This is a genomic window from Mesorhizobium sp. M0293 (assembly GCF_040321735.1).
Classification (GTDB): Bacteria; Pseudomonadota; Alphaproteobacteria; order Rhizobiales; family Rhizobiaceae; genus Mesorhizobium.
On record NZ_JAMYSA010000050.1, the window covers coordinates 14,544 to 30,502 of the forward strand.

The 15,959-nt window shown below is 64.8% G+C and carries 11 protein-coding genes; 4 read left to right on the top strand and 7 right to left on the bottom strand.

What is annotated here, in order from left to right; all coding sequences use genetic code 11:
- The first annotated feature begins 234 nt into the window (after nt 1-234).
- A complete protein-coding gene (locus tag NKJ06_RS19585; RefSeq protein WP_352635235.1) occupies nt 235-1,197 on the top strand; it encodes an AraC family transcriptional regulator in 963 nt (320 codons plus the stop codon).
- Nucleotides 1,198-1,415: 218 nt separating this feature from the next.
- Nucleotides 1,416-5,414, top strand: coding sequence for an autotransporter domain-containing protein (locus NKJ06_RS19590; RefSeq protein WP_352635237.1), 3,999 nt, complete (start codon nt 1,416-1,418; stop codon nt 5,412-5,414).
- Nucleotides 5,415-5,462: 48 nt separating this feature from the next.
- Here the strand turns inward: NKJ06_RS19590 and NKJ06_RS19595 are convergent, their stop codons facing one another.
- The 7 genes from NKJ06_RS19595 to NKJ06_RS19625 form a co-directional block, all read right to left on the bottom strand.
- Nucleotides 5,463-6,344, bottom strand: coding sequence for an EamA family transporter (locus NKJ06_RS19595; protein ID WP_352635239.1), 882 nt, complete (start codon nt 6,342-6,344; stop codon nt 5,463-5,465).
- 130 nt (nt 6,345-6,474) lie between these two features.
- Complete coding sequence (locus NKJ06_RS19600; protein ID WP_352635241.1) at nt 6,475-7,959, bottom strand: efflux transporter outer membrane subunit; 1,485 nt, start codon at nt 7,957-7,959, stop codon at nt 6,475-6,477.
- 11 nt (nt 7,960-7,970) lie between these two features.
- Nucleotides 7,971-11,114: an efflux RND transporter permease subunit gene (locus NKJ06_RS19605; RefSeq protein ID WP_352635243.1), complete on the bottom strand. Its 3,144-nt coding sequence runs from the start codon at nt 11,112-11,114 to the stop codon at nt 7,971-7,973.
- 3 nt (nt 11,115-11,117) lie between these two features.
- Nucleotides 11,118-12,398 carry an efflux RND transporter periplasmic adaptor subunit gene (locus NKJ06_RS19610; protein ID WP_502905637.1) on the bottom strand — a complete coding sequence of 427 codons (1,281 nt, stop codon included), beginning with the start codon at nt 12,396-12,398 and terminating at the stop codon, nt 11,118-11,120.
- Nucleotides 12,382-12,594 (bottom strand): hypothetical protein, encoded by a 213-nt coding sequence (locus NKJ06_RS19615; RefSeq protein WP_352635245.1) that lies wholly within the window; start codon nt 12,592-12,594, stop codon nt 12,382-12,384. The genes NKJ06_RS19610 and NKJ06_RS19615 overlap by 17 nt, the downstream gene beginning before the upstream one ends.
- A 50-nt stretch (nt 12,595-12,644) precedes the next feature.
- Entirely contained in the window at nt 12,645-12,875 is a 231-nt protein-coding gene (locus NKJ06_RS19620; protein ID WP_352635247.1) for a hypothetical protein, read from the bottom strand.
- A gap of 144 nt (nt 12,876-13,019) precedes the next feature.
- On the bottom strand, nt 13,020-13,736 hold the full coding sequence (locus NKJ06_RS19625) for a hypothetical protein (protein WP_352635249.1): 717 nt from the start codon (nt 13,734-13,736) through the stop codon (nt 13,020-13,022).
- A gap of 225 nt (nt 13,737-13,961) precedes the next feature.
- Here NKJ06_RS19625 and NKJ06_RS19630 point away from each other — a divergent pair, with 225 nt between their 5' ends.
- Together NKJ06_RS19630 and NKJ06_RS19635 are read left to right on the top strand one after the other, a co-directional pair.
- A complete protein-coding gene (locus NKJ06_RS19630) occupies nt 13,962-14,690 on the top strand; it encodes a response regulator (RefSeq protein ID WP_352635284.1) in 729 nt (242 codons plus the stop codon).
- A complete protein-coding gene (locus tag NKJ06_RS19635) occupies nt 14,687-15,928 on the top strand; it encodes an ATP-binding protein (protein WP_352635251.1) in 1,242 nt (413 codons plus the stop codon). Before NKJ06_RS19630 ends, NKJ06_RS19635 begins: the two co-directional genes overlap by 4 nt.
- The last annotated feature ends 31 nt before the right edge of the window (nt 15,929-15,959 follow it).

Consider the following 15,959-nt stretch of genomic DNA (forward strand, 5'->3'; position numbering starts at 1 on the left):
TATTCCTGGCGTGCCCACCTCCTTGGATGACGGGCAGCGGTTCGTTGTCTCGTTGCAAGAGGCCGGTCTCACCCCGAAGGATCTTGCCGCGTCATACTTTCGGGTGATGCCACGCGTGGTTATACTCAGTTATGGGTCTAATACGATCGGTTGAACGCCAAATGCTTAACCGTCCTGGATTAGAAAACATTTCGTTCGATATTCTTCGAAGTTGCGGGTTATCGGGGTGTTCCATTGTCACGAAAGACGGTGTTTTCATCGGCTCAACTGCCATCGCATCTCAATGATCGCGATCGATTTTCCCTCTGGCAAGACATCCATGTCGCGCAGATTTGGTCGGTCGAATACGGCATATCGGAAAAGCTCCCTTTCGAAGCCGCGATCGAAGCCACGGCTGTCGGATCACTGGTTCTTGGCCAGATGTCCGGAACGATCAAGCATGCAACGAGGAAGGCCAGCAATATCGCCGATGACGGCAACGACGGTTATCTCCTGCTGATCAACAAATCCGACTCGCTGTTGACCGGCGCCCAGGCCGGCCGCGACTATGGTGTCGGGCAGGGAGAAGCGGTGCTGGTCACGGCATCGGAGGCGCTGAAAATGGCCGGCGCCGACAGCAATGTGTGGACAAACGTGGTGGTCCCGCGCGCTGTCCTGACACAGGCCTTCCCGCAGATCGATGACAGGCTGGCGATGAAGATCAGCGCCGAGAACGAAGCTCTCGATCTTCTCAAGCGGTATTGCCAACTTCTTGAAACCGGCCGCCCTCTCGTCTCGCCCGATCTGATAGCGCACGCGACGGAAACGATCGTCGATCTGATCGGCCTGGTGACAGGCGCCAAGGGTGAGGTTGCCGAACTGGCCGGCTTGCGCGGATTGCGCGCGGCCAGGCTGCAAGCGGTCCTGGCGAAGATCGCGGACAATTTCGCCAGCCCCGGCATCTCGGCGCAAGGCGTAGCGCAAGAACTCGGCCTGTCGGCGCGCTATGTCCACGATCTTTTGCAGGAGTCGGGTATCAGCTTCTCCGAGCGCGTTCTCGAACTGCGCCTGCAGACGGCCCACAAAATGCTTTCGCAGAGACAGAATGGCGAGATGCGCGTCAGCGAAATCGCCATGATGAGTGGCTTCAGCGATGTGTCGTATTTCAACCGCTGCTTTCGCCGCCGCTTCGGCTACACGCCAACGAGCGCGAGGTAGATCGAGAGATGGCCGGAACTCGGACAAACGATTTCCGATTCCCCCTTTTCGAAAGCCGTGATCCAGCGGCGATCGATGGCGCCAAACTGCCACAGTAGACGAAAAAATTAGGGCACCGCGCTCCAGTCCAATTCCGGTGCGGTCCTGCCCAAGACAACAACCGGGCTCCGGTGACATGTCGGCCCCAGGGTGAAATGACTGCCATGTCAGGGGATTGAATGCTGCAGAATATATTTGGATGCCGCAAGGCGAAGGCGTTGAAGTATCTGGCGCTGACGTCGACGGCGCTGGTCGGTCTTGGCCAGCCGATCACCGCCACCGCCGCCGATATCTGGAACGGCACCACCTCCACGGATTGGTTTACCGCCGGAAACTGGAGCGCTGGGTCGGTGCCGACGGCGGCCGATATTGTATATATCAGCAAAACGACACCGAATCCGACTGCTATCAACGCTGGCAGCGCTTTTGCGGACGATATTTACCTTTCGGGCGGCAGCCTTGTCATTTCGAACGGTACGTTGACGAGCGGCCGAGCATTCTTATCCTGGGGGGATAACTCGACTTCTGACGTCACCGTGAATGCGGGTTCCTCGTGGACCAGCAGCAGCAGTCTGGTGGTTGGTAGTTTCGGGCTGGCTACGCTCGATATCCTCAATGGCGGTGTCGTGACGGATGTTGTGGGTATTGTTGCCGGCGGCAGCAACGCTCAAGGCGTCGTAAATATCGATGGCGCCGGCTCGACGTGGCTTAACACTGATAGGCTCACGGTCGGCAGTTCCGGCGTTGGCGCGGTAACGGTTTCCAACGGCGGCAAGGTCATCAGCGACAGCGCCTATCTTGGCCTATATTCAGGTTCGACCGGCTCGGTGACGATCGATGATGCGACCTGGACAAACAATGGAGCGCTCTATGTCGGCCATGATGGCGACGGCGAGCTGGCGATCATCAACGGCGGCGCAGTCAGCAACGACGCGGCCTATGTTGGCAAATCGGCGGGCTCGACCGGCATGGTGTTTGTCGGCGGCGCAGGTTCGACCTGGACCAACAGCGGGAATTTGTCCGTCGGCCTCGACGGGACAGGCACGTTGATGATCTCGAGCAGCGGAAAGGTCAGCAATGCTTCGGGTTATGTTGGCGCCTTGGCGGGTTCGATCGGCAAGGTGTTCGTCGACAACTCGACCTGGACAAACAGCGGATCGCTGAGTGTCGGCGATTTCGGCACCGGCACTCTGGCGATCAGCCACGGCGGCGGCGTCAGCTCCAGCGGGGGGGCTATTGGCGCGAATGCCGGCTCGACCGGCACCGTGTTCATCGAAAATGCCGGCTCGACCTGGACCAACAGTTCCAACCTGGCTGTCGGCGATTTCGGCACCGGCACTCTGGCGATCAGCGACGGTGGCGCTGTCAGCAATGACAGGGCCTATGTCGGCAAGTCCGCGGGCTCGACCGGCATCGTGATCGTCGCCGACTCGACTTGGACAAACAGCGGATCGCTGATCGTCGGCGATTTCGGCAAGGGCGCTCTGCAGATCACCCAAGGCGGCGCTGTCAGCAACAGTTGGGCAACTGTTGGTGCGAAGGCGGGCTCGACCGGCATGGTCTTCGTCGACGGTGCCGGCTCGACCTGGACCAACAGTTCCAACCTGGCTATCGGCGACTTCGGCACCGGCACTCTGTCGATCACCAACGGCGGCGCGGTCAGCAATGCCTGGGGCTATGTCGGCAACTCTGCGGGCTCGACCGGCATGGTGGCGGTCGACGGTGCGGGATCGAAGTGGACAAACAGCGGGAATCTCTACGTCGGCGGTCTCAGCACGGGCACGCTGACGATCTCGAACGGCGGCGCGGTCAGCAGTGACGACCTGTTCGTCGGCTACCAGGGCACCGGTGCACTGCACATCGTGAACGGCGGCAAGCTCACCAACCAAGCCGCGAGCCTCGGCGAAGTCGATACCGCAACGGCGACCGCGACGGTGGACGGGCCGGGATCCTCCTGGAGCACCGATGACGTTCTTGCCGTGGGCGCTGGCGGTCACGCGACACTTTCCATCACCAACGGCGGTTCAGCAGATGCCGATGCCGTCGTTGTCGGCGGGGCGACGACAGCCGCTGGTGCAGTTGCCGTCGACGGGGTGGGTTCGAAATGGACCAACAAGAACGGCCTGTACCTTGGCGATCAAGGAAGCGGCACTCTTGCCGTCACCAATAGCGGCGTAGCCTCCGGCGGCTTCGCCTACATGGCGATGGGTGCCGATGCCACGGCCCAGGCAACGATCAACGGCACGGATTCGCTGTGGGAGATGCATGGCGACCTGCTGATCGGTTTTGGCGGTACGGCTTCGGTGACGCTCTCGAACGGCGGCAAAGTTGTGGTGGACGGCCTTACCATGATCGCCAGTCAGGCCGGCTCGACCGGCAATCTCAACATCGGCGGCGCGGCAGGCTCCGCGGCGACGGGCGCCGGCATCTTCGATCCGGCCGCGTTGCAGTTCGGCGCCGGCACCGGCGCGCTCAATTTCAATCATACCGAGGCAAACTACGCCTTCGGCGCCACCATCAGCGGCCTGGGGACGATCAACCAGATCGCCGGCAACACCAACCTGACCGCCGATTCGGGCGGCTTCACCGGCACCACCAATGTGAGTGGCGGACGGCTGGCGGTGAACGGTTCGCTGGCCAACTCGCTGGTGACGATCACGGGTGGCACGCTGGGCGGCAACGGCACGGTGGGCGGCATCGTGGCGCAGTCGGGCGGCATCATCGCGCCGGGCAATTCGATCGGCACGCTCAATGTCGCGGGCAATCTCGACCAGGCGGCGGGCTCAATCTACCAGGTCGAACTGAACTCGACCGGCCAGTCCGATCTCATCCACGCGACGGGCACGGCGACGATCGCCGCCGGCGCGGTCCTTGACGTGATCAAGACGGACGCCGCACCTTACGTGGCGGGCACACATTACACGGTGCTGCAGGCCGACATGGGCGTTACCGGCACCTATACGATCAGCGGGCTAGGCCCGTTCACCGGACTCTCTGCCAGTTACGATCCGACGCATGTCTATCTCGACGCGGTGCAGGCAAAGTCCTTCGCACAGGTCGGCCTGACGCCCAACCAGATCGCCACCGGCACCGGCGCCGAAAGCCTTGGCAATGCCAATCCGCTGTTTGATGCTATCTTTGCTTTGCCGAGCGAAGCCGCCGCTCAAGACGCCTTCGACCAGCTCTCCGGCGAGATCCATGCCTCGGCCAAGGGCACGTTGCTGGAAGACAGCCGCTTCGTCCGCGACGCCGCCACCAACCGCATTAGCGCCGCCTTCGGCGATGCCGGCAGCACTGCTGCCCTGCCCGTCATGGCCTATGGCGAGGGCGGCCCGGAAATGGTCGCCGCCGACACCGACCGTTTCGCCGTCTGGGGCCAGGCCTTCGGCTCATGGGGCAATACCGATAGCGACGGCAACGCCGCCGCCTTCGACCGCTCGACCGGCGGCCTGCTGGCCGGCGCCGACACGCTGGCGGGCGGCTGGCGTATCGGTCTGCTCGGCGGCTACAGCCATTCGTCTTTCGATACCGATGCTCGCAATTCATCGGGCAAGAGCGACAACTATCATCTCGGTCTCTATGGTGGCACCAATTGGGGCGCCATCGCCTTCCGCACCGGCGCCACCTACAGCTGGAGCAGTTTTTCGACGAAACGCTCGGTCGCCTTCGACGGTTTTGCCGACGCGCTGTCGGCCGACTACGATGCCGGCACCGCGCAGATGTTCGGCGAACTCGCCTACAAGGCCGATGCCGGGCGCTTCAAGCTCGAACCCTTCGCCAATCTCGCCTATGTCAGCGTACACACCGACGGCTTCACCGAGACAGGTGGCGATGCCGCGCTGACCAGTGCCGGTTCAACCACCGATGCCACCTTCACCACGCTAGGCCTGCGCGGCTCGACCGATTTTGCGCTTGGCGGCATGAACGCCACCGCGCGCGGCATGCTCGGCTGGCGCCACGCCTTTGGTGACACAACGCCGCTGTCGACGCTCGCCTTCGCCGGCGGCGACGCCTTCACCATTGCCGGCGTGCCGATCGCCAGGGATGCAGCGGTCATCGAGGCCGGTCTCGACCTCAACATGTCGGCCAATGCGACGCTCGGACTGTCCTACTCCGGCCAGTTCGGCGGCGGCGGTGTCGACCAGGGCGCCAAGGTCGATCTCGGTATCAAGTTCTGACGACAGGCGGAAATGACATAGCCGCGCGGTCCATGAACCCGCCCGCCCCTACTCCGGCGACGGCACTGGTGGCTTCGACGTGACCGCGGCACCGAAAGCCGCGGCAATGACGGCTGCGATCCCGGCGCATTGCGTGGTGGTCAGGCTCTCGTGCAGGAACAGGAAGCCGGCCAGCGCGCCCAGTCCCGGCTCCAGGCAGGTCAGCGTGCCGTAGATGCGGGCCGGCATCCGGGTCAGCGCCACCATCTCCAGCCAGAACGGCAGCGCGCTCGAAAACAGGCCAACGAGCAAGGCACCGACCAGGATCGCCGGCGCCAGCAGCGCGGTTCCCGCTTGCGCCACGCCGAAGGGCAGCACCAGCACGGCGGCGATGGCCATGCCATAGGCGGTGGTGCGCGAGCCCAGTTCCGCGCCGGCTTTCTGGGCCAGCACGATATAGAGCGCCCAGAAGCCGCCGGCCGCCAGCGCCAGCATCACTCCGGTCGGGTCGAGCGGCGCGAGTGAATGAACGAAGGGCGATAACAGCACGATGCCGGCCACCGCCAGCGCGATCCAGGCAAAGTCGGTGGCGCGCCGCGAGGCCAGCGTCGCCACCAGAAGCGGCCCGGAAAACTCCAGTGCCACCGCGATGCCGAGTGGAATGGTGGCAAGTGCGGCGTAGAACAGGAGGTTGAGTGCGCACAGCGTCACCCCATAGGCGACCAGCCACGGCAAGGTGGCGCGCGACGGCCGCATCTGCCAGGGCCGCAGCACCGCGATCAGCATCAGCGCGCCGACGACGAGCCGCAGCGTCGTCGTGCCTTGCGCGCCGATCAGCGGGAACAGTCCCTTGGCGAAGGTAGCGCCGATCTGGATCGACACCATGGCCCCCATCAGCGCCGCTACGGGCAAGGGCGCGGCTTCGCGACGGGCTACCGGCGTCGATGTCATTTCAATTTCACCCTTCCCTGCCGCTCGGCGCAAGCCGCGTCGGCGGCATCGGGATAGGCCGAACCGGCCCGCCTGTCATGAGACAGCAGCCGACTGACTGCTAGGACACGGCCAGGAAACCGGGAGCCGGTTACTGCGCCGCCGCCAGCCGTGGACCGGTCTTGGCGTCGACGATTTCCGGCTTCGCGCTGTCGACCGCACCGTCCCAACCGCCGCCAAGCGCCTTGTTGAGGGCAATGTAGTTGGTCGCCAGCAGGACGCGGCTCTGCAGCAGCGAATCCTCGGCCGAGTAGAGCGAACGCTGGGCGTCGAGCACGTCGAGAAGGCTGGTCTCGCCGGCCTTGTAGAGCATGCCTTCGAGCTGTGCCGCATCGCCATAGGATTTCGCCGAAGAGGCCAGTTTGCCGATCCTGATGCGCTCCTGTGACAACAGCACGAGCGCGTTCTCCACATCCTCCAGCGCCGTCAGGACCGAAGACCGGTAGGCGATGAAATATTGATCGCGTTGCGCCTTGGCGATCTCGACAGCCGCCTTGAGCTGGCCGGCATTGAACACTGGCACGCTGAGCGTCGGCCCGAACGACCAGCCGATCGACGAATTCTTGCCGAGGTCGCCGAGCTTCAGCGCCGCCGTGCTGATGTCTCCGGTCAGGCTGACCGAGGGATAGCGGGCCGCCTCGGCCTGGCCGATCTTGGCGGTGTATTGCGCGTATTGCCGTTCCGCCATGCGCACGTCGGGACGCGACAGCAGGATATCGGCGGGAATGCCGGTCGGGATCGGCAGGCGCGGCGTCGGGATCGGCGCGCCGCCCTTCAGCCGCTCGCTGAGTGCAGCCGGCGGGCGGCCGGTCAGCACCGAGAGACGATGCACGGCCTCGGCATAGCTTGCTTCCAGTGTCGGGACCGCGGCTTCGGTGCTGCTCGCTTGCCCCATCGCCTTGGCGACGTCGGCGGCGGTTGCCGTGCCCGCCAGCGCCATGGTGCGGGTGAGTTCGGCCGTCTGCCGCTGCGATACCGCCGAGCGCCTGGCGAGCGCGATGCGCGCCTGATAGCCGCGCGCCTGGGCATAAGTGGATGCGACGTCGCCGACCAGGGTCAGAAGCGTTGAGCGCAACTCCTCCTGCGAGGCGTCCAGCCCGTAGCGCGCGGCCTCGACGCCCCTGCGGTTGGCGCCGAACAGGTCGAGCTCCCAGCTGGCGTCGAAGCCGGCCTGGTATTCGTTGTAGGTGGCATTCGAGCCCGATGTGGTTTCAGCGGACTTGTTGCGGGTCGCGGAGCCGGAGCCGTCGATCGATGGCAGCAATGTGCCGGTGCTCTGGCGATAACTGGCGCGGGCCTCGCGGATCTTGGCCCTGGCGGTGGCGACATCGAGGTTGCCGGCAACCGCTTCGTCGACAAGCGTGTTCAGCGCGGGATCGCGCAGCCGCTGCCACCATCTCGACAATTGCGCCGGCTGGGCCGGCTTTGTCGGCTTCTGGCCGCTCCAATATGCCGGCATCGCCAGGATGGGCGTTTGATAATCCGGACCGACGACGCATCCCGCGAGCAGGACAGCGGTGAGCATAGGCGCAAGGAGCCGCCCCGCGGCCACCGAGCCACGTTCCAAACCTGTCATGTGAAGTTTCCTTATTGCTGGTTGGCCGTCACCGGCGTCTCGCCCGTATCTTGTTTTGCCACCTTGCCCTTGAAGATGCGGCGCACCGTGACGAACAGCAGCGGCACCAGGAACACGCCGATCACGGTCGCCGCGATCATGCCACCCATGACGCCGATGCCGACTGAGTTCTGCGCGCCGGAGCCCGCGCCGCTGGCGATCGCCAGCGGCAGCACGCCGAGGATGAAGGCCAGCGACGTCATCAGGATCGGCCGCAGCCGCTGTCGCGCCGCCTCCAGCGTCGCCTCGATGAGCCCCATCCCGGCTGTCTGCCGCTCGATGGCGAACTCGACGATGAGGATGGCGTTCTTGGCGGCGAGACCGATCGTGGTCAGCAGGCCGACCTTGAAATAGACGTCGTTGGACTGGCCGAACAGGCTCGCCGCCAGCAGCGCGCCGAAGATGCCGATCGGCACCGAGAGCATGACCGCGAACGGGATCGACCAGCTCTCATAAAGTGCTGCCAGGCACAGGAAGACGACCAGCGCCGAGATCGCATAGAGCGACAGCGCCTGGTTGCCGGACAGCTTCTCCTGATGCGACAGCCCGGTCCATTCGTGGGAGTATCCGGCGGGCAGCTGCGCGACAAGCTTGTCGATCTCGTCCATGGCGGCACCCGAGCTGACGCCTGTGGCCGCCGCGCCCTGGATCTCGACCGCCGCCGAACCATTGTAGCGTTCGAGCCTGGGCGAGCCGAATGTCCAGTGGCTGGAGGCGAAGGCCGAGAACGGCACCATGGCGCCGTTGGCATTGCGGACCTGCCATTTCCCCAGGTCTTCCGGTTGCATGCGGAAATTCGGATCCGATTGCAGGTAGACAGGCTTCACCCGGCCGCGGTCGATGAAATCGTTGACGTAGTCGCTGCCCCATGCGGTCGACAGCGTGTTGTTGATGTCGGCAAGGCTGACGCCCAGCGCGCTGGCTTTTTCCTGATCGATGTCGACCGAGAATTGCGGCTGGTCCTCCTGGCCGTTGGGCCTTGTGTTGGCGAGCACCTTGCTCTGCCCGGCCAGGGCCAGCAACTGGTTGCGCGTCTGGATCAGCGCGTCATGGCCGGCGCCATTGACGTCCTGCAGATAGAAATCGAAGCCGTTGGTGTTGCCGAACCCCTGGATAGCGGGCGGGGCAAGCGCGAAGACCTGCGCATCCCTGATCTTGGAGAACGCACCCATGGCGCGGCCTGCGATCGCCTGTGCGGCCATGGCAGGCGATTTCCGCAGGTCGAAATCCTTCAGCCGCACAAAGGCGATGCCGACGTTCTGCCCGGCGCCGCCGAAGCCGAAGCCGGAAGCGGTGAATACCCCATCGACGGCATCCTTCTCCTCTTTGAGGTAATGGTCGGTCACTTCAGCCAGCACGCGCTCGGTGCGGTCCTGCGTCGCGCCGACCGGCAGCTGCACACTGGTGATCAGGATGCCCTGGTCCTCTTCCGGCAGGAACGAACTCGGCAGCCGTGCAAACATCCAACCCACGGCGACAACGATGGCCAGGAACACGACGAGAAAGCGCCAGGACCGGTTGATGATGCCGTGCGAGCCGTTGCGATAGGCTGTTGTGCCGCGATCGAAGACGCGGTTGAACCAGCCGAACGGACCCGTCTGCGTCGCATGGTCCTTGGGTGGTCGCAGGATGGTGGCGCACAATGCGGGCGTCAGAACCAGAGCGACCAGCACGGACAGCACCATCGCCGACACGATAGTCACCGAGAATTGCCGGTAGATGATGCCGGTCGAACCGCCGAAGAAAGCCATCGGCACGAACACCGCCGAAAGCACGGTGGCGATGCCGATCAGAGCGCCCGTGATTTCTTTCATCGACTTGCGCGTCGCCTCCTTCGGCGACAGGCCTTCTTCCTGCATCACGCGTTCGACATTCTCGACAACGACGATGGCGTCGTCGACCAAAAGGCCGATGGCGAGCACCATAGCGAACATCGTCAGCGTGTTGACGGAATAGCCGAACAGCGACAGCACGCCGAACGTGCCGAGCAGCACCACCGGCACGGCGATCGTCGGGATGATGGTGGCGCGCAAATTCTGCAGGAAGATGAACATCACCAGGAACACCAGCACGATCGCCTCGGCCAGCGTCTTGACCACCTCCTCGATCGACAGCCGCACGAACGGCGAGGTGTCGTAGGGATAGACGACCTCGACCCCTTGCGGGAAGGTCGAGCTCAGCCGGGCGATCGTCGTGCGCACCGCCTCGGCGGTGTTGATGGCGTTGGCGCCGGTCGCCAGGTTGACGGCGACGCCGGCCGCCGGCTTGCCATTGTAGTTGGCTTGCGTCGTATAGCTTTCGGCGCCGAGTTCGACGGTGGCGACGTCATTCAATCGGACCAGCGAGCCGTCCGTCTGGCTCTTCAGGATGATGTTGCGGAACTGCTCGGCAGTCTGCAGCCGGCTCTTGGCCGTCACGGTGGCATTGAGCTGCTGGCCCTTGCGCGCCGGCAGGCCGCCGAGCTGGCCGGCCGAAACCTGCGTGTTCTGCGCTTCGATCGCGGTAGCAACGTCGCTCGGCATCAAGGCATATTTGGCGAGCTGGTCGGGGTCGAGCCAGATGCGCATGGCATAGCCGGAACCGAACAGCTGCGTCGAGCCTACACCCTCGACGCGCTTCAGCGTGTCGTTGACGGTGGCATCGACATAGTCGGCGAGGTCGGTCGAATTCATCTTGCCGTCGGTCGAGACGAAGCCGATGACCATCAGGAAGCCGGTCGAGGATTTGGAAACGGTGATGCCATTGCTCTGCACCACCTGCGGCAGCTGCGACTGCACCAGCTGCAGCTTGTTCTGCGTCTGCACCTGGGCGGTGTCGGGATCGGCTGCGGTGGTGAAGGTCAGCGTGATCGAGGCCGAACCGGTCGAGGTCGACGTCGCTGTCATGTAGTCGAGATTATCGATGCCGGTCATGCCTTGCTCGATGACCTTCGTCACCGAGTTTTCCACCGTCTGCGCATCAGCGCCCGGATAGGTGGCGCTGATGTTGACCGTGGTCGGCGCGATCTGCGGATATTGCGAGATCGGCAGCGAGGTGAGCGCCAAGAGGCCGCCCAGCATGATCACGATGGCGATCACCCAGGCAAAGATCGGCCGATTGATGAAGAATACGGACATCGCTCAGTTCCCGGTCGCGGCGGCAGGCGCCGGTTGCTTGCCGCTATCCGTCTGGGAAGAGCCGGGTATGGCTGACGTCTGTCCGCGATCCTTGACCTCGCCGGTTGTCTCGTCGATCGTCACTTCGACGCCCGTCGCATCGCCGCCGGGGCGCACCAGCTGCATGCCCTCGACGATGACACGATCGCCGTCGCCGACACCCGAATCCACCAGCCAGTTGTTGCCGACGCTGTTGCGCACTGCGAGCACCCGCGTCTCGACCTTCCCCGCGGCATTGATGACCATGGCCGTCGCCTCGCCCTTGGTGTTGCGGCTGACCGCGCGCTGCGGCACCAGGAAACTGTTCTGGGCGACGCCTTCCTCGACCAGCGCGCGCACATACATGCCGGGCAGCAGCAGGCGGTCGGGGTTGGGGAACTCGGCCCTCAGCGCGAAGGTGCCGGTGGTCTGGTCGACATTGGCGCCGGCGAATTCCAGCTTGCCGGTCTGCGCGTAGATGGTGCCGTTCTCGAGCTTCAGCTTGACGCTGACATTGGGGCCGCTGAACTTCAGCCGCCCTTCCGAGATCGCCTGGCGCAGATTGAGCAGATTGGTGCTCGATTGCGTGACATCGACATTGATCGGATCGAGCGCGCGAATGGTGGTCAGCACCGTGTCCTGGTTGGCGGTGACCAGCGCTCCAGGCGTCAGCGTGGATTTGTCGATGCGGCCGGCGATCGGCGCGGTGATCGAGGTGCGGTCGAGGCTGATGCGCGCCGTCTCGGCACTCGCCTTGGCCGAGGCGACATCGGCCTGGGCCTGCGCCAGCGTGGCGGCGGCATCGTCATAATCCTGTTTGGAAACAACGTTCTGCTTCAACAAGCCAGCATAACGGTCGAACTTGGCCTGCGCCGTAGGCACCGCCGCTTCCGCCTTCTGCTGCGCCGCGACCGAGCTGTCATAGGCCGCCTTGTAGCTTGCCGGATCGATCAGGTAGAGCGGCTGCCCCGCCGCCACCTCGCTGCCCTCCTTGAACAGGCGCTGCTGGATGATGCCATTCACTTGCGGGCGCACCTCGGCAACCAGCGAGGCCGCCGTGCGCCCCGACAATTCGGCTGTGATCGCGACCGATTGCGGATGCAAGGTGACGAAACCGACTTCCGGTTTGCCGGCCGCGCCCATGCCGGCTGGAGCGCTGTTCTCCTGCGAGCAGGCGGCCAGCAGAACGGTAGCGGCGAGCATGGCGGCCCAGGGCGCGAGACGGCGTGGATTGGCCAAACGAAACTGGCTAGGCTTGAAAGTCATGGCCTGGATCTTTCCTTGGAGTTGCGTGCGCGTTGGCGTCGGGCCGCTCGGTCGAGGGCATGCCGGCCGATGTCATGACGATGAGCCGCGCGCACTTGCGGGCAACGTCGAGCGATGCTTCGAAGCGGCTCATGTCGCGCTCCTTCTCGGCGGCCGGAGCGTACCCGAGGATCGAGTAGCCGGCCGCGATGCCCATCGCGTCATTATGCCGATCAGCGCCGACATGCCAACCACCTTGCCGGAGTCTCACGCGATCTTGCGGTCATGGTTTCCGTGGCTGTTTGGCGAACCTGAAAGCGGAAGCGACAGCCGCCAGGCGGCGAAGCTCAGGCGGATCGCGCCCTTCAGTGTGTCGACCGGCAGGGCCAGCGGCATGGCGCGTCCGGACAGCGGGATACCGCGTCCGGACAGCGGAAGACCGCGTCCGGCATGGCCGAACGACAATCTCGGACTGGCGGACGCGAGCAGTCGCAGCATGATCATGGCTTCCCACATTGTCGTGCTTCCATGCGTGATTCGAATTGGACTGAAACGAGGGAATGGCGGAGATACGCCCGCCCTGAAGAGCCGACCGGCCCGAGAACGGGTTGGGTACCGGGCCGGTGCAGCCGGTCAGGGTTATCAGTCGTTCCTGGGCTGGGGCGGGAGCTGCCTGCCATCGTTAGGCAGGCCTCTGGGGCCGGCTGCATCGTCCGGCGGGCCGCCCCAGGGACCGGGGGGTGGTCCATGCGGAGGTTCCGCCGACGCGAGGAGTTCGAGCTGTTCGGGGGTCAGCTTGGCGCGCAGTTCAGCGATCGCCTCCTTCAGCTTGCCGGCGGAGACCGCGCGAGCAGTGACGTCGTCGGCCAGTTTCTCCTGGAAGGCGAAGGGATCTGGCCCGCCGCCCGGGCCCGATGTGTCGGGGCCTTTCGCTTCAGGATTGCCGGGGCCATCAGGGCCACCGGGCCGCCCATGGTCGGGCCGCGGCGGCGAAAGCACGGCCTGCAGCGCGCTGGTATAGTCGCGCCAGGCGTCGAGCTGTTCGGTGCGGATGCCGACGCGGGTCTCAAGCGCGGCCAGCCGGGCCGCCAGCATGAATTCCGGCGGCGGCCCCATGCGGCGAGGGCCAAAGCCTTCCGGTCCAAAAGCTTGCGGGCCAAAACCCTGCGGACCATGCCGCATCGGTCCATGCGGGCCGGGCCCATTCTGGCCGAACCAAGCCATTGGGCCATGGTCGGGTCCATCCTGCATTGCCATGACCGGTGGCGCCTCGCCGGGGCCCGGATCGGGCTGTGCCGCCAGCACGGGGTGAATTGCGGCGACGGAAAACAGGCCGAGCGCAAGAAATCTGCTTCGCATGACGGTGTTCCTTTCTCTCATGCTTCGGACAAATGAGAGGATAGGAAGCGTGTTTGTCCGCTTCGCGTCGGCGTGTTGCCGAAGGTTTCCGCAAAAGGGCAATTTGTTTCCGAATGTTTCCACGCGCCGGCCGGAAACATTCAGTTGCAATTTTCCATGCCGCTTGGGCGCGGCTCTCCCTATAATCGCGGCCAAGCCCCTACAATCACGGGCAAGGGCACGATGATGCAGTCACAACCCCATATCCTCGTCGTCGACGACGACCGTGAGATCAGGACGCTTCTCCAGCGCTATCTCGACGGCCAGGGCTTTCGCGTCTCGGCGGCGGCGGACCGGCGCGAATGCGAACAGAAGCTTGGCCAGGGCCAATTCGACCTGATCGTGCTCGACGTCATGTTGCCGGACGGCTCGGGGCTCGATATCTGCCGTAGCCTGCGCGACCGCAAGCCGCACATCCCGGTCATCCTGCTGACGGCGCTGAAGGAGGATGTCGACCGCATCATCGGCCTGGAACTCGGCGCCGACGACTATCTCGGCAAGCCCTTCAATCCGCGCGAACTCACCGCCCGCATCCGCGCCGTGCTCAGGCGTTCGACGCCCGATGAGGTGCCTGCGCCGCCGCGCGCCCGTGTCTACCGCTTTGCCCGCTACAGGCTGGAGCCGGACACCCGCAAGGTGACGGATGCGCAAGGGCTGGCCGTCGATCTCACCGGCGCCGAGTTCGACCTGCTGCAGGTGTTTCTCGACCGTCCCGGCCGGTTGCTGTCACGCGACCAGCTTCTCGACCTGACGCAAGGCCGCGAGCGCGACCCACTCGAACGTTCGGTCGATGTGCTGGTGAGCCGGCTGCGCCGCAAATTCAGCGATACCGGCGACGGGCCGCTGTTCAAAACAGTGCGCAACGGCGGCTACCAGCTCACCGCGCGCGTCGACACGGTGGAGAGCCAGGCGTGAACTCGCTGCGCCGGCGACTCATCCTGCTGCTGGTCGCCTCGATCGTCGGCGTGGTAGCCCTGGCAACGGCCGCCGTCATCAGCGTTCGGGGCGGCGGGCCGCCTCCGGAATTGACCGTGCCCTGGGTCGCCCAACAGATGGAACTGGTGGTAGGGCTTCTGCCCGGCCCGATCCCGGACGTCCTGCGGGTGCAATTCAGCGACCATCCGGCTGGCGGCAAGGTGGATCGCGCGGAAACGGCGATGCTCAACGACATATTGCGCCGCCGGGGCCTCGATGTCCTGGCCGTCGTCAACGACAAGGCGGATGAACCCGGCCAGCTTGCATCGGTGCGCCTGCCCGACAATCGCTGGGCGATCATGGAGGTTCCCCACATCAATCCGCCACGGCGCGAATGGCTGGTTCTGGCCGGCTGGATCTCGCTGATTGTAGCCGGCGCCACGGCGGTGTCGGTCTATTTCACCTCCGTACTGATCCGGCCGCTCGAGATGCTGGAGGCCGCCGTCTCCAAGATCGGATCGGATGGCGTGCTGGCGGCGGTGCCGGAAGTGGGTTCGGCCGAGGTCAAGGCCACCGCGCATGCGCTGAACCAGCTCTCGTCGCGGCTGCGAACCGCCATGGAAAGCCGCATGCGGCTGGTCGCCGCCGCTGGCCACGATCTGCGCACGCCGATGACGCGCATGCGGCTGCGCGCCGAGTTCCTCGACGACGAGCGCGACAAATGGCTTCACGACCTCGACGAGCTCGACCGCATCGCCGACAGCGCCATCCGCCTGGTGCGCGAAGAGGTGAACCAGGACGCCGTCGAACCGGTCGATCTGGAAAAGACGGTGCGCGATATCGAAGCCGAGATGGTGTCGCTCGGCCATCCCGTCTCCATCGGGCACCTGGACAAGGTTTGCGTGCGGGCCGGCGCGCTCGGCCTGCGCCGCGCCTTGCGCAATCTGATCGTCAACGCCGCCACCCATGGCAAGGCGTGCCGCATCGACCTTGCCGTGGCGAACAACCGCGCCGTGCTGACCATCTCCGACCATGGGCCGGGGATTCCGCCGGAGCTGCTGAACAAGGCGTTCGAGCCCTTCTTCCGCGTCGACCCCGGCCGCCTGCAATCCATTCCGGGCGCCGGCCTCGGCCTCGCCATCGCCAAGGAAATCATCGAGCGCTACGGCGGCACCGTGACGCTGGAAAACCGCAAGGGCGGCGGGTTGGCTCAGACGGTGGTGTTCAAGGCGGTGTGATGGCTGGCGGCCCGCAGCAGAGGCCCGCTCA

Excerpts from the sequence above, each read along its gene's own strand:
- NKJ06_RS19590 (WP_352635237.1), top strand. The coding sequence starts at position 1,416 with ATGCTGCAGAATATATTTGGATGCCGCAAGGCGAAGGCGTTGAAGTAT.
- NKJ06_RS19610 (WP_502905637.1), bottom strand. The coding sequence starts at position 12,398 with ATGACTTTCAAGCCTAGCCAGTTTCGTTTGGCCAATCCACGCCGTCTC.
- NKJ06_RS19620 (WP_352635247.1), bottom strand. The coding sequence starts at position 12,875 with ATGCTGCGACTGCTCGCGTCCGCCAGTCCGAGATTGTCGTTCGGCCAT.
- NKJ06_RS19600 (WP_352635241.1), bottom strand. The coding sequence starts at position 7,959 with ATGACAGGTTTGGAACGTGGCTCGGTGGCCGCGGGGCGGCTCCTTGCG.
- NKJ06_RS19615 (WP_352635245.1), bottom strand. The coding sequence starts at position 12,594 with ATGGGCATCGCGGCCGGCTACTCGATCCTCGGGTACGCTCCGGCCGCC.
- NKJ06_RS19595 (WP_352635239.1), bottom strand. The coding sequence starts at position 6,344 with ATGACATCGACGCCGGTAGCCCGTCGCGAAGCCGCGCCCTTGCCCGTA.
- NKJ06_RS19625 (WP_352635249.1), bottom strand. The coding sequence starts at position 13,736 with ATGCGAAGCAGATTTCTTGCGCTCGGCCTGTTTTCCGTCGCCGCAATT.
- NKJ06_RS19605 (WP_352635243.1), bottom strand. The coding sequence starts at position 11,114 with ATGTCCGTATTCTTCATCAATCGGCCGATCTTTGCCTGGGTGATCGCC.
- NKJ06_RS19630 (WP_352635284.1), top strand. The coding sequence starts at position 13,962 with ATGCAGTCACAACCCCATATCCTCGTCGTCGACGACGACCGTGAGATC.